Below are 14,471 nucleotides of genomic sequence, written 5' to 3'. Positions count from 1 at the left end.
CTAATAACGATAAATCACTGCTAGGTAAAACCTATTTTCGATAGTAAACTTCATTCCATTTTAGTTCATTTTTAAATTGTCTCAATTTCGTGTTTTCATCAATCACCAAGCACTCAATGTTTGCCATCTCAGCAAAATCACTTAATTGTTCTGTTGTGACATCAAATGAGAAGACTGTATGATGTGCCCCACCTGCGTATATCCAAGCTTCTGTTGCTTCACTTAAGGAAGGCGCTGGCTTCCAAAGCACTTTAGCAACCGGAAGATTAGGAGTAGCCTTTGTTGGTTGTTCTGCCATCACTTCATTAATAATCATGCGGTAACGCCCACCCATTTCTACTAACGTTACATTAATCGCGTCTCCAGCTTTTCCATCAAAGACAAGACGAGCTGGATCTTCTTTACCTCCAATACCTAATGGATGTACAACGATTTTTGGTTTAGTAGCCGCTACTGTTGGACAAACTTCCAGCATATGCGAGCCTAAGATCATTTCATTTCCTGGCTCTAAATGGTAGGTATAGTCTTCCATAAAGGATGTATTTTTATTATTAGAAATTATTTTCATCATGCGTAACAAGGCAGCTGTACGCCAGTCTCCTTCTCCAGCAAACCCGTACCCTTCAGCCATCAATCGTTGAGCAGCTAAACCAGGTAATTGTTTCATTCCATGTAAATCTTCAAAGTTTGTCGTAAAGGCAGTATAATTTCCTTTTGCTAAGAACGATTTTAGACCAAGCTCGATTTTACCTTGATACAAAATTGAATCGCGAACTGGACCAGGTTTATTTGCTTCTTCTGGTAGTTCATAGAGTGATAGATACTCTTCGTATAATTCCGCTAATGCTTCATCAGTAACTTTGCCCATTTCTTCTACTAAGTCACCAATTCCATAGTAATCTACTGTCCAACCGAAAGTCATTTGCGCTTCTATTTTATCGCCATCTGTAACAGCAACATTCCGCATGTTGTCACCAAATCGAGCAACACGAATATGCGATCCTTCTGCTACGGCTATTGCTGTACGCATCCAATTAGAAATTTTACTTCTTACCTCTGCATTTTGCCAGTGACCTACTACCACTTTACGCGCAATACCTAAACGAGATACCATGAACCCGTATTCTCTTCCACCGTGTGCCGATTGGTTCGTATTCATGAAATCCATGTCAATCGCATCCCACGGAATATCACGATTATATTGGGTATGCAAATGTAACAATGGTGTTTGAAGAGATTGTAAACCAGCAATCCATGATTTCGCTGGAGAAAATGTGTGCATCCATGTGATTACACCAGCACAATTTGGGTCTGCATTCGCTTCTCGTACTAAAGCTTGTATTCGATCGGATGTCGTCACTACCTCTTTAAATTCAATAGGAAATGGCAAATTACCTTGTTCATTAAAACCTTCCACAACTTTTTTAGAATTATCTGCTACTTCTTTGAGTGTTTCTTCTCCATACAGCGGTTGACTACCTGTTAAAAACCAAAATGTATACGGTTTAACTGTTAACATAATTCATTCCTCCATTTTTTTGTAGTATTTACTATTGTCCATAGTAAGCATTTTTGCCATGTTTTCTGAGATAATGTTTATCGAGTAATGTTTGTTGCATCTCTGGCGTGTTTGGGTTAATTTGATACGTGTGTAACGCCATTTTCGCTACTTCTTCTACGACAACTGCATTATGAACTGCTTCATTGGGATCTTTTCCCCAATTAAAAGGAGCATGGCTATGCACCAATACACTTGGCACAGCCGCTGGGTCTAGCTGTTTAAATGTTTCTACAATTACATTTCCCGTCTCTAATTCATAAGCACCATTAATCTCTTCCTCTGTCATACGCCTTGTACAAGGTATATTTCCATAAAAATAATCTCCTTGTGTAGTTCCTAATGCAGGAATTGCTTTTCCTGCTTGGGCCCAACTAGTCGCCCACGGTGAATGTGTATGTACCACACCGCCAATACCCGAAAAATTTTGATAAAGTACTAAGTGAGTGGGCGTATCTGACGACGATTTCTTGTTTCCTTCTACCACATTTCCTTCTAAATCTACTACTACCAAATCATCTGTCGTAAGCTTTTCATAAGGTACACCACTTGGTTTAATAACTACTAAATTGGCATCTTTGTCGTAACCGCTTACATTCCCCCAAGTAAAAGTTACTAAATTATGCTTTGGTAACGCTAGGTTAGCTTCTAAAACTTGTTGTTTTAACTCTTCTAACATGTCCTTCACATCCTTTCATCAATCATTTATCATGTACGTATATTTTTCATCTTTTATTTTATATTAATACAATTTGTACGTACAATCAATAGTTGAATTTATATTTTTATAAATTCAATTAAAATCTAATATATTAATATGTATGTAGATATGTAATAAGTTATTGATAATATTTACTTTGATTTGGATGTGAAAATGGAGGATGTCTTTCTTAAGAGTGGGATTATCCAATGGTATTCAAATTGGTGTTTTAAAGTAAATGATTATTAAGGCTGTGCACCTAAATGTGTACAGCCTTGGGTAAAATTATTACTTGAAAATACTATTCTAGAACAGTTCTTTGATTTGTTTTACAATCGTATCCACAGAGAATCCGAATTTCTCCATCAGAACTTCTCCAGGGGCTGATGCTCCAAATGTATCTATTCCAATTATTTTTCCATCCAGACCAACATATCGCTCCCAACCAAACAAAGATGCCGCTTCAATTGCGACACGTTTACGAACATCTTTAGGTAATATCGTATTTTTGTATGTCTCTGTTTGCATTTCAAAAAGGTCAAATGATGGCATGCTTACAACAGATGCTTCAATGTCTACTTTTTTTAACTGTTTCTGAACTTCAATCGAAATACTAACTTCAGATCCAGAAGCCAATAAAATCACATCAGCTTGACTGTTGGAACAAGGTGAAATAATGTATGCCCCTTTCGAAACATTTTCGTAGCAATGTGCTTCTGTACCTTCTAGTACTGGAAGGTTTTGGCGGGATAAAATTAAACCCGTTGGACGATTTTTTGATTCTAGTGCTAACTTCCATGCAGCATTTGTCTCGTTTCCGTCCGCTGGCCTAATAATCGATAAATTAGGCATAGTTCGTAAAGATGCTAATTGTTCAATTGGTTCATGTGTCGGGCCATCTTCTCCGACTGCAATACTATCGTGCGTAAATATATAGGTAACAGGTAGTTTCATAATTGCTGCAAGTCTTATTGCAGGACGTAGATAATCAGAAAACACAAAGAATGTACCACCAAAAGCTCTTAATCCACCATGAAGTGTGATGCCGTTAAGTGCTGTCCCCATTCCGAATTCTCTTACACCAAACCATATATTTTTTCCTTCATAATTTCTTTTAGAAAAATCTTCTTCTTTATTTATCCGTGTTTTATTAGAACCAGCTAAATCTGCTGAGCCACCAAATAAATTAGGGATGTGTTCAGCTATAAAATTAATCATTTTACCAGATGCCGCTCTTGTGGAAATAGAGGTACCAGGTTGATAGACAGGGATAGATTGCGACCAATTATCTGGCAAAACGCAATCAATATTATCTTCTAATTCCCGTGCCAATTCTGGATAGTTGCTTTTATACTTTCTAAATTTTTCTTCCCATTTTGCTTCATTTCTTTCACCTTTTGATTTTACTACCTCTTCAAAGTGATCATAGACCTCTTCTGGAACATAAAAATCTTCATCAAATGTCCATTGGTAATATGTTTTGGTTAGTTTTGCTTCATCTACTCCAAGCGGAGAACCATGAGAACTAGACGATCCACTTTTATTAGGAGAACCAAAGCCTATCGTCGTTTTCACTTCAATTAATGTAGGCTGGTCTTCATTTGCTTGAGCAAGTTCAATTGCTTGTGATAATTCCTCAATACTGTTCCCGTCTTCTACACGTAATACTTGCCAATCATAGGCTTGATAACGTTCTTTGACGTTCTCAGAGAATGACTGACTTAGATCACCATCTAGTGAGATATCATTTGAATCATATAATACAATTAATTTTCCTAAACCTAAATGGCCCGCTAACGAAGAAGCTTCTGAAGAAACACCTTCCATTAAGTCTCCATCTCCACAAATAGCAAAGGTATAATGGTTAACCACATCATACTGATCTCGATTGTATTTTGCTGCTAAATGTTTTTCAGCCATTGCCATACCTACAGAAACACCAATCCCTTGGCCAAGTGGCCCAGTTGTTGCATCTATACCTAAGGTGTGACCATACTCTGGATGACCAGGTGTTTTACTTTGCCACTGTCGAAAAGATTTTATATCATTCATGCTAAGATCATAGCCTGAAAGGTGTAATAAACTATACACCAGCATAGATCCATGACCTGCTGATAAAACAAAACGATCACGATTGAACCAATTTGGATTATACGGATTATGTTGCATAAATTTTGTCCACAGTGTATATGCCATTGGTGCGGCTCCCATCGGCATACCCGGATGTCCTGAATTAGCCTTTTCAATAGCATCAATAGATAATGTTCGAATTGTAGTTACTGCTAACTGTTCAATTGCTTGTTTCATTTTGCACATCTCCCTATCATAAATTCAACTTTAAAAGAATAAATCGATTGATACCTACGTGCGAAATCTATCTTATGTGATATTTCCATCCTTTTCTGGATAAAGAATAACTTTTCCTATAAAACCTTCTTTTTTTGCAATTTGTTCAAAAATTTCTGCCCCCGCTTGCAAAGGTAATCGATGGGTAATAAGTGGCTTCACATCAATCTGTTTTGAAGCCATAAATTGAATCGTTGTTTGCCACTCTTTTCCTGGAAACGGGGCTGATATGGCATTCCATGAACCATAAACCTTTAACTCATTTCGAACAATTTTTTCAAAATAAAATCGATTGATTTTTACATCACCATAAGGAATACCTAAAAATACGACTGAACCACCTTTTTTACAAAGAGAAAACACTTCAGCAGAAGTAGCTGGTGAACCAGCAGATTCAATTGCTACATCTACTCCTTGATTCGCTGTGAGTTGAAGTAATTGTTCATGTGTTGACCCTTTTTTAGGATTAATCACTTCATCAGCTCCTATTGATTTTGCAATTTCTAATTTTTTATCATCAATATCAATTGCAAAAACTTTCCTGGCTCCAAATATTTTCGCCCATTGGATAGCTAATAAACCGATATTTCCAGATCCCATCACAGCTACATCTGCTCCTGGTTGTAGTGATGTTTTATACAGAGCATGAACAACTACGGCAGATGGCTCTATGAGCGCAGCAGTATCATCATCTACTTCATTTGGTAATTTAATAAAGTTCTCGGCTGGTAGTTTCACATATTCTGCATACGCTCCAGGGTACGTTGACCCAATCACGCTAAGGTTCTCACATCTAGCAAATTCACTTTTTTTACAACTATTACAAGTACCGCAATACAAAGCCGGACACCCAGCCACACGATCCCCTATTTTAAATGCATTAACATCGCTACCTAGTTCTACTATCTCACCTGTAAATTCATGGCCATATACCATTCCTTTTACATAAGGTCCTAATTTCAGATATCTTGAAATATCTGAGCCGCATATGCCTGCGGCTTTTACTTTTACAATCACATCGTCTTTCTCTTGAATCGTCGGTTTTGGGGAGCTTTCATAACGTATATCTCTTTTTCCATAAAATTTTAACGAATTCAATTTAATTGTCCCCCTAAGTCATCTATATTGTTTCTTTCATAAAAGCTCGAAAAGTACGAACACTTTCTGCTATATTATCTGTTTGATAGATTGCCGATCCAGCGACAATTACGTTAGCCCCAGCAGCTACAATATCTGCAACATTATTTTTATTAACACCACCATCTACTTCTATATCTACTGATTCACCTAATTGTTGAACCATATTTCGTAATCGTTTTAATTTTTCTATTGTACTAGGAATAAATATTTGACCTCCAAAACCAGGATTAACACTCATTAGTAGTACCATGTCTAATTCTGGTAGAATCGAGGTCAATGCCTCTACTGGTGTGGCTGGATTCAACACTACGCCCGCTTTTACATCAGCCGATTTTATGTGTTGAATGGTACGGTGAAGATGGGTACACGCTTCGATATGTACCGTAATGATATCCGCACCAGCCTCGATAAAATTATCTATATATCTTTCAGGACTATCTACCATTAAATGTACGTCGAAAGGAATAGAAGCAAAAGGTCTAATCGCTTTAATGATATCTGGGCCCCATGTGATATTCGGTACAAACTGACCATCCATCACATCAATATGAATCATATCTGCATGTCCTTCAGCAGTTTGTTTCACGACACTTCCTAATTGCGAGAAATCAGATGCTAATATAGAAGGTGCTAATTGAATCATTCGTTCTCCCTCCAATCACATATAATCAAGATTTCTGTGTGATTACTTTGTTTTTCTTATTTTTATAAAAAATTGTCCCGATACCACATCCAACAACAATGATATTTAGAATCATTTGATTTTCCATATAAAAAGCACTTATTGCTCTACCATGTGGCCCGAGTGCATAATCTAAAAATGCTTCAATCAATATTTTCGCCCCCTTTTTAAATACGTTAGAAGTCGATATAAGCTATTTTGTATCCTTTTACTCTTCTCTTTCAAAATTACAGATGTAATCAATCCTACGTTTATGTCTACCGCCTTCAAATTGCGTAGCAAGCCACACTTTCACAATATCTGTAGCTAGACCTGGGCCAATGACTCTTTCTCCCATACATAAAATGTTGGCATCATTATGTGCACGAGTTGCTTTTGCAGAAAATGTGTCATGAACAACAGCGGCTCTTGCACCCTTCACTTTATTAGCCATGATTGACATTCCAATTCCTGTACCGCAGATTAGTATTCCAAATGCCTCTTCATTGGTAACAACAAGTTCTGCTACGTGCTTTGCGATAGGACCATAATCTGTTGAAATTGCTTCATGTACCCCTAGATCTTCAATATCCACCTGTACATCAGATAGAGCCGAAATAATTTGTTCTTTCAAATGCAAGCCACCATGGTCACAACCAATATATATTTTCACATTTCTTCAACTCCTTCATTAATAAGTAATATCGGCACGTTTTCCCGTCACAATTGCAATGGCTTCCCTTGTTCCAATTCGATTCGCTCCTGCTGCTATGATTTTCTCTGCGTCAGCTAATGTTTGAATTTCACCACCTCAGCTATATCATACTTAACGACACCCAAATCCTTGGATGTCAATGCACCTAGATTCATTAACATGTCAATTTCCATTGCTCCATCTTGAATTGCAGCTTTAATCTCTTCTACTTTAATCTTGGTAAGTGCACCTCCTAACGAAAAACCAATTGGCACATCAACTTTTATATGGTATTCTTTTAATCGTTCCTATACATAGGAGATATAGTACGGGTTAACAAATACTGTTTTAAAACCATACGTAATGGTTTCTTTGCAAAATTTCTCACTATCTTCTTTTGTTGTAATTGGATTTAGGAGCGTATAATCAATCATATCTGTAATCTTTTGCAGATCCATAAATACTAATCTCCCTTTCCTATTCTTTTGTGGTTAAGGTTACTTTAATTTCTTCTCCGTCTTTAATCGCTTTGTATAAACGCGCCCATTCAGTAATGTCATAATTTTTTGTAATTAACGCTTTTACATCTACAAGTTCTTGACCCATAAGAGCTAGAGAAGGTTCCCAGTCACTACGTTTTTGACTTCTACTCCCTATCACATGAATTTCTTTTTGAATTACCTTTGCCATATCAAATGGAATTTCTTGTGTTGGAAAAATACCGACCTGAACATATTGGCCTTTTTTCCGCAGAAAATCTAAGCCCATTCGTACTGCCGGAACTGCACCAGAACATTCGAACACTACATGTGCCCCATAACCATTCGTCAACTCATCTACTAATGCCCGCACATCTTGTTGTTGGATATTAATTGCATAATCAATGCCAATTTCTTCAGCTTTATCCAAGCGTATTTTGTCATGATCCAAACCAGTAATAATTACTTTCGCACCAAACGTTTTGGCTACCTGCGCCTGCAGTAAACCTATTGGTCCGGGACCGAGTACAACTACCACGTCTCCCTTTTGTATTTGTGCTTTAGCAGCCGCATGATACGTACATGCAAGTGGCTCTGTTAAAGCAGCAGATTGATAATCGACATTTACCGGTAGAAGATGCACGCTCTCTTTATTAGCTATTAAATATTTAGTAAACCCCCCGTTTTGCTGTGTACCAATGCCTGCTCTATGATCACAAAGGTTATAATCTTCTGTTTTACAATATTCACATTCACCACAGATATAAAAAGTTGTTTCTGAAGTTACACGATCTCCTACTTTAATAGAAGTAACATTATCACCAACCTGCACAACTTCCCCTGCAAACTCATGCCCCAATGTGACTGGTGTTTTCACTTTATAATTACCTTCATACGTATGAATATCAGACCCGCAGACCCCAGCATATTTAACTTCTATCTTTACCTGATCGGCTCCAACACTCGGCTCTTCTACTTCTTGTATTTCTAAATTACCAAATCCTGGTTTAGTTTTTACTAACGCTTTCATAATATTTTGTCCCCCTGACATGATTGATCTTTTATACATGCACTCCACTGAGATGGAACAAGAAATTCTATGATCGTCTCTCATTTTATTGAGTGAATAAATTGGTATTTTAAACGTTTTAGCTACTTAGCCTTATCTATATCAATTAAACAGATCGAAAATTTTGAATATTAGATAGTTTACAATGTTTCCACCTTGATCAATACTTGAGATTTGTGCAGAACCTTCAGGCATTTCAAAGTTTGCATTTTGTGCCATGTCAGTAAATAAAGGGGCTACATCGGTTGCAATATACAAAGAAACAGCAATCAATATGGTTCCTACAATGACAGAATGCACGATATTACCACGAGCAGCCCCGACGATGAATGCAACAACAAATGGGATGGTTGCTAAATCTCCAAACGGCAAAAGCGCGTTTCCAGGAAGAATAACTGCTAACACAACAGTAATTGGAACTAGAATTAAGGCTGTTGAAATAACAGAAGGATGACCTAATAACACTGCTGCATCAAGTCCTATTGTAATTTCGCTTTGACCAAAACGCTTATTCAACCATTCCCTAGCTGATTCTGAAACAGGCATTAATCCTTCCATTAATATCTTAACCATGCGTGGCATCAGTACCATAACTGCAGCCATCGCCATTCCTATTTCAATGACTTCACCCACTCCAAAGCCAGCTAATATACCAATAATGGAACCGAGTGCTAAACCAATGAAGATAGATTCACCAAAAATACCAAATCGCTTCTGTATAGAATCTGGATCCGCATTTAATTTTCTGATTCCAGGAATTTTTTGAAGCAATTGAACTAACCAAATACCTGGAGCATAAGAGATCGTGCTTCCTGTCGCCACAGAAACACCCGGCATATCATAGAAATCCTGTACCATTGGCGCTGTCCAGTCTGCTACTTTCAAACAAATGATTTGGAAAATCACAGCCCCGACTAATCCTTGAATAATACTGCCAGATACTGCATAAATCATTGCAGCCATAAATGTATAATGCCAATAATTCCAAATATCCACATTCATACATTTTGTTGTTTTTGTAAGTAACATAACAACATTTACAACTAATCCGAGCGGGATAATAAATGCAGCAACAATCGATGCCCAAGCAATTGTCGAAGTCGCTGGCCAACCTACATCAATCACATTTAAGCTGACACCAAGTCTATCAACCATTCCTTGAGCAGCTGGTCCAAGATTATTTACAAGTAAGTCAACAACTAGAAAGATACCTACAAATGCGACACCGATCGTTAAGCCAGACCTAAATGCCTTACTCGGTTTTTGCCCGAATATTAATCCGATAATAAAGATTGCTACAGGTAGAATAACCGTTGCACCCAAGTCTAAAAAACTTTGTACCATATCTACAAAACTCTGCATTCTCATCTCTCCCCTTTTAAGTCAGTCTGTATCCTATACATGCATTCAAATGAATTAGAATTACGGTTTATTATTTTACTAGCTCATTTAAAATTTGTTTCTTTGTATCATCGACACCAATCCCCGTTAGAAATGCTCTGGCATTAATTACTGTAAATGGATATTCTTTTTGCGTCATTGCTGTAGTTACTAAAAGATCTGCAGTATCTACATAACTCCCGACTTCTGCAATTTTGATCTGCTTAATATCTAGTGAAATATTGTTCTCTTTTGCCATCTCTTCGATTGCATTATTAACAACCGTAGAAGTTGCAATTCCAGCGCCACAAGCTACCAATACCTGTTTCTTTTTGTTCATGCTACTCACCCCCTTTCAAAGAGAATTCTAATTGGGTTAATACTTTCTCTTTTATTTTTGATTTATCAGTTTCTTTGCAGAAATAATGCAACATTTCCGCATTTTGAAAAATCTGCATTAACCTTTGTAAAAGGGTTAGTTGAGAATGTTCTTCATCCATTGCTAACATAAATATTAACTTGACTGGTGTTGTCGTACATTCTCCCATAACACCGAATATAACTGGATGTTTTAAAATCGCTAAGCTGATCGCTTTTTGATTTACATGTTTGCTATCTGTATGTGGAATAGCTACGGAGCAACCGTGAGTTGGTAAACCCGTAGAAAATTCCTCTTCTCGTTCAAGTACGGCTTGCTTATAGCTTGATTTAACAAAGCCTTTTTCCGCTAGCCTATCTGCCATTAAGCTAATAGCCTCTTCTTTTGAACTTACTTCCATATCTTTTAGAATTAAAGATTCATCAAATTGTAAAGAGCTCATGTCAATTCCTCCATTATTTACTTCTCTTCCTTTTCTGCATTTGAATATTTTTCAATTATTTTTTGAATCGCTGAGGTATCCTCTGCTTGTATAATCTTTTGCATATCACTCGCATTATTAGAGAGATCCATTAACTGCATTAACGCTTTTAAATGTTGTTGCTTATCTACGGCTGCAATAACGACAATTATTTTCACCAGATGTTCATTATCGAATGGAACGCCTCTTTTGATCCGTAGTAAACTCATTGATACTTCATTGACCCCATCCTCTGAACTTGCATGCGGGATGGCCAAGCCTTTACCAATAATGATATATGGATCGTTTTTACAATGGATTAGCATTGCTTCAATGTACTGAGGAGTAATTTTCTCTTCTGCTAAAAGTGGATTCGCCGCTATCTTGATCGCTTCTTCCCAGTTAGATACTTCATTTTTCAATGTGATTTTCGTTTCTTCTAATAATTCGAGTAAAGAATAACTTGGCATCGTTTCTGGCAGCTCAATTACTACATCATTAACATTGTGAATATACTTATATAAATCTCTTGTAAGCATTTTCTCATTATGAATAGTTGTATGTTTTTCGATAATTTCTTTCATATCTTTCATACAAAAAGTGCGTGTGCTAAAACCAGCGTATTCATTCATCACTTGTTTTCGTAGCCGGTATTTCTCATCTTTATCAAGGAATGAGTTTGCAATATATAATTTTTTATCCGTATTTAAGAACACCGGACTAAACACCACATCATACTCCAATGTATAATTTTTAAATTCTCGCACAGATAAAGAATCTAAAAAGATAAACTCTGGAAACAACTCTTTCAGTTCGCTATACATCAATCTAGATACTGAAACACCTTTTGGACATACAACAATAGCTTTAATTTTGGTTTGGAGTTTTTCTCCCTGTTTGGTAAGCCAACCCCCGATTAACATCGTTAAATAAATAGTTTCATTATCTGGAATCTCCATACCAAGCAAATTAGTAAGCGGTTGCAGAGATTTTTTTACTAGGTGATGTAATTCTCTAAATTCTTCACTTATTAGATCATTCATTTCACCTATAGCGGTCAAGTTGTACTTCACTCTGTAGTAAGCTGGTTTAGCATGTAATAGTAGTTTGTTCAATAGTTGCGGTTTGTCTTGGATAACAATACAAGCATTCCGTTCAAACAAGGAAATGGTCTCTTCTAATGCAGACATTAAATCCGGGATTCTATCTTCCATTGATGGCTCAGACCAATACACGCTAGAAGTAAGTAAGTGTAGCGTAATAAATAATTTTTCTTCTGTTGGTATATTTGCAATATCAAATAAGATTTCTTCCGTTGCTTTTGCTTCTTTTGTATCTGAAAGTTCCTGATAATTAATAGAGGAATAATTTACTTTTTTACCAAGATAGATACGTCTAATTATTAACAGAAGAATGTAAGGCATCGCTTCGATTTTTTCATCCGTGAATTTCAACCCTATATGGTTTTCTGCTCGTTCAATCCGTTTAGAAAATTCTTCTGCTTTTTCACGTTTAATCTGTGCTATATCTTCTATCAAGTCTTTACCATTGTTCATTTCAATGACTTCAGAAGTTATATTGACCAATAATCTACGAATATCGAACTCTTCTCCCTCAATAAGGTAACCTTCTTTTCTTGAATAACGAATAAGTAAGCTATAACGTTCAATAAACGATTGCACCTTCTTCAAATCATTCAGAATGGTATTTTTACTTACATACAATGCACTAGTAAAATGAATAATTGACAGTTCTTCTGATTGGCTAAGGATCATTAGAATAATTAAATAGGAGCGCTCTTCCTCTGTTAATACTTTTGAGACAACTATTTCATCCGCCATTTTGTCAGATAGTGTATTAAAGATGATCGGATCTACAATAAATAATCCTTGCCTTGTTCTTTCAATAGCTGGTAAATTTTTCGTGCTCAACCAATCATTGATTTTTTCAAAGCTGTAATTGATTTGCCTACGAGTAATGGCATATTTCTTTTCTAAATCTTTTGTTCGGATATTAGGATCACTCATTAATTCATTAATAAATTTATTGCTACGATCATCAAGCTGCATCGTTGATCACCTCTCTATATTTTGATTTTAACACCGTCATATCAGCTTTTGTATTCGTTTTCATCCCAGTTTTTGTAGTCGTATATGTACAACGATGTGCTTTACAAAATTTGTTATACAAATTACGCCTTTACCTTGATTAGAACGAACTGATGTGAGAATTTTACTACAATAAGCAAAAAATCAGCGTAGTAAGCAAACCTAACCTTGACAAGGCACTTGTTGACATAAACTAACGTTTGGTAAAAAAGGTAGAACATAAGTCAGCAGTATACGCTAACCTTTAATACCATAAAATTCCATGTTGCTGTTTCCTTTTAACACTTTCATATCCTAGCTATAGAAATAAAAAAAGAGCGAACCCCAAATGATACTTAAACATTTGGGATTCGCTCACATATTCACTATGATTTTTGCACTAAAGTCGATCGATACACAGTTATATTGCCTTGGATATATTATAAACGAACAATAATACGCCCTAAGGATTTTCCTTCCAATAATGTTGGAAGAACTTCAGATAAATCATCTAAGCCAACTTCTTTATTTAAAATCGTTTCCATCACTTGCTCGTTAGGTTTTAAATCCGAAGCAGCTCGTTCCCATGCTTCTTTTCTAGCTTGCATTGGGGTATAAACAGAATCTACCCCAAGTAGGCTAACTCCTCGTAAAATAAATGGATATACCGAAGTTGGCACCTGCACGCCTCCTGTCAAACCGCTAACAGCTACGGCTCCATTATATTCTAATTTACTTAGAATCGAAGCTAATGTTTTACCTCCTACTGGATCTACCGCTGCAGCCCATTGTTGTTTGCTTACTGGACGGATTTTTTCATCTTGTACATCTTCTCTACCAATGACTTCTTTCGCACCAATTGCTTTTAAAAAGTCGACAGCTTCTGCTTTTCCAGAACTTGCAACAACATGATAGCCTTTTTTCGCAAGCATCGCTATGGCAAAACTACCAACACCGCCTGTTGCACCTGTAACCAACACTTTCCCTTCGTCTGGCGTTAATCCGTTTTTTTCTAATCGATTAACAGATAAAGCTGCGGTTAATCCTGCTGTACCATATAACATCGCTTCTTTTAAGGATAAATTGGTTGGGAGTGGAATCACTAAATCAGATGATACCCGGGCATACTCACTGTAACCTCCATCATGTGAGACCCCAATTTCATAGCTAGTTGCAATTACCTTATCCCCTTTTTGGAACTGATCATCCGAAGATTCGACGACTTCACCTGCTAAATCAATACCAGGAACAAAAGGATATTCTTTAACGATCGGACTATCCTGCATATTGGCCATTGCATCTTTGTAATTAATACTAGAATAATGTACTCTTATCAGCAGTTCTCCTTCAGGTAAATCATCCTCTGTTAATTCTCTTACTTCACCTTTTACCTGATCGTTTTCTTTTATTAATTGATAAGCTCGAAATGTTTCTACCATGTTTACTTCCTCCTTCAAACCGCGTAGCTATATGTTTTGTTTTTAAAAATGTTAAATACTTGCTCCTTATTCTCACTTT

The 14,471-nt window shown here is 36.6% G+C and carries 15 protein-coding genes; all 15 read right to left on the bottom strand.

Translation table 11 applies throughout. From position 1 onward, the window contains the following. Nucleotides 1–31 precede the first annotated feature (31 nt). The gene (gene araA / locus DES48_RS04160; RefSeq protein ID WP_113867100.1) at nucleotides 32–1,519 is read right to left on the bottom strand and encodes an L-arabinose isomerase; all 1,488 of its coding nucleotides are present in this window, start codon (nucleotides 1,517–1,519) and stop codon (nucleotides 32–34) included. A gap of 31 nt (nucleotides 1,520–1,550) precedes the next feature. Then, nucleotides 1,551–2,237, bottom strand: coding sequence for an L-ribulose-5-phosphate 4-epimerase (araD, locus tag DES48_RS04155; RefSeq protein ID WP_113867098.1), 687 nt, complete (start codon nucleotides 2,235–2,237; stop codon nucleotides 1,551–1,553). A 327-nt stretch (nucleotides 2,238–2,564) separates the two neighbouring features. Then, the gene (tkt, locus tag DES48_RS04150) at nucleotides 2,565–4,565 is read right to left on the bottom strand and encodes a transketolase (RefSeq protein WP_113867096.1); all 2,001 of its coding nucleotides are present in this window, start codon (nucleotides 4,563–4,565) and stop codon (nucleotides 2,565–2,567) included. Between the two features lie 72 nt (nucleotides 4,566–4,637). Further along, entirely contained in the window at nucleotides 4,638–5,702 is a 1,065-nt protein-coding gene (locus tag DES48_RS04145; protein ID WP_113867094.1) for a galactitol-1-phosphate 5-dehydrogenase, read from the bottom strand. Nucleotides 5,703–5,724: 22 nt separating this feature from the next. Continuing rightward, nucleotides 5,725–6,387, bottom strand: coding sequence for a ribulose-phosphate 3-epimerase (gene rpe, locus DES48_RS04140; protein WP_079710461.1), 663 nt, complete (start codon nucleotides 6,385–6,387; stop codon nucleotides 5,725–5,727). A gap of 25 nt (nucleotides 6,388–6,412) precedes the next feature. Beyond that, complete coding sequence (locus DES48_RS15870) at nucleotides 6,413–6,577, bottom strand: hypothetical protein (protein WP_170126163.1); 165 nt, start codon at nucleotides 6,575–6,577, stop codon at nucleotides 6,413–6,415. Between the two features lie 57 nt (nucleotides 6,578–6,634). Beyond that, the gene (gene rpiB / locus DES48_RS04135) at nucleotides 6,635–7,078 is read right to left on the bottom strand and encodes a ribose 5-phosphate isomerase B (RefSeq protein WP_113867092.1); all 444 of its coding nucleotides are present in this window, start codon (nucleotides 7,076–7,078) and stop codon (nucleotides 6,635–6,637) included. A gap of 116 nt (nucleotides 7,079–7,194) precedes the next feature. Next, nucleotides 7,195–7,374, bottom strand: coding sequence for a hypothetical protein (locus DES48_RS16075; protein ID WP_211318467.1), 180 nt, complete (start codon nucleotides 7,372–7,374; stop codon nucleotides 7,195–7,197). Nucleotides 7,375–7,407: 33 nt separating this feature from the next. After that, a complete protein-coding gene (locus DES48_RS16070; RefSeq protein WP_179123934.1) occupies nucleotides 7,408–7,557 on the bottom strand; it encodes a hypothetical protein in 150 nt (49 codons plus the stop codon). A gap of 19 nt (nucleotides 7,558–7,576) precedes the next feature. Beyond that, nucleotides 7,577–8,608 carry a zinc-binding dehydrogenase gene (locus tag DES48_RS04125; RefSeq protein ID WP_113867090.1) on the bottom strand — a complete coding sequence of 344 codons (1,032 nt, stop codon included), beginning with the start codon at nucleotides 8,606–8,608 and terminating at the stop codon, nucleotides 7,577–7,579. Nucleotides 8,609–8,749: 141 nt separating this feature from the next. Next, on the bottom strand, nucleotides 8,750–10,009 hold the full coding sequence (locus DES48_RS04120; RefSeq protein ID WP_113867089.1) for a galactitol-specific PTS transporter subunit IIC: 1,260 nt from the start codon (nucleotides 10,007–10,009) through the stop codon (nucleotides 8,750–8,752). A 70-nt stretch (nucleotides 10,010–10,079) separates the two neighbouring features. Then, a complete protein-coding gene (locus tag DES48_RS04115; protein ID WP_079710457.1) occupies nucleotides 10,080–10,367 on the bottom strand; it encodes a PTS sugar transporter subunit IIB in 288 nt (95 codons plus the stop codon). A gap of 1 nt (nucleotide 10,368) precedes the next feature. Further along, the gene (locus tag DES48_RS04110; protein ID WP_113867087.1) at nucleotides 10,369–10,848 is read right to left on the bottom strand and encodes a PTS sugar transporter subunit IIA; all 480 of its coding nucleotides are present in this window, start codon (nucleotides 10,846–10,848) and stop codon (nucleotides 10,369–10,371) included. A 17-nt stretch (nucleotides 10,849–10,865) separates the two neighbouring features. Beyond that, on the bottom strand, nucleotides 10,866–12,935 hold the full coding sequence (locus DES48_RS04105; RefSeq protein ID WP_113867085.1) for a BglG family transcription antiterminator: 2,070 nt from the start codon (nucleotides 12,933–12,935) through the stop codon (nucleotides 10,866–10,868). A 458-nt stretch (nucleotides 12,936–13,393) separates the two neighbouring features. After that, nucleotides 13,394–14,392 carry an acrylyl-CoA reductase family protein gene (locus tag DES48_RS04100; RefSeq protein WP_113867083.1) on the bottom strand — a complete coding sequence of 333 codons (999 nt, stop codon included), beginning with the start codon at nucleotides 14,390–14,392 and terminating at the stop codon, nucleotides 13,394–13,396. Between the last annotated feature and the right edge of the window lie 79 nt (nucleotides 14,393–14,471).

This window comes from Paraliobacillus ryukyuensis, assembly GCF_003315295.1.
Classification (GTDB): Bacteria; Bacillota; Bacilli; order Bacillales; family Amphibacillaceae; genus Paraliobacillus; species Paraliobacillus ryukyuensis.
The sequence above is the reverse complement of the archived record's forward strand: the minus strand, read 5'-3'. Positions and strand labels throughout refer to the sequence as shown.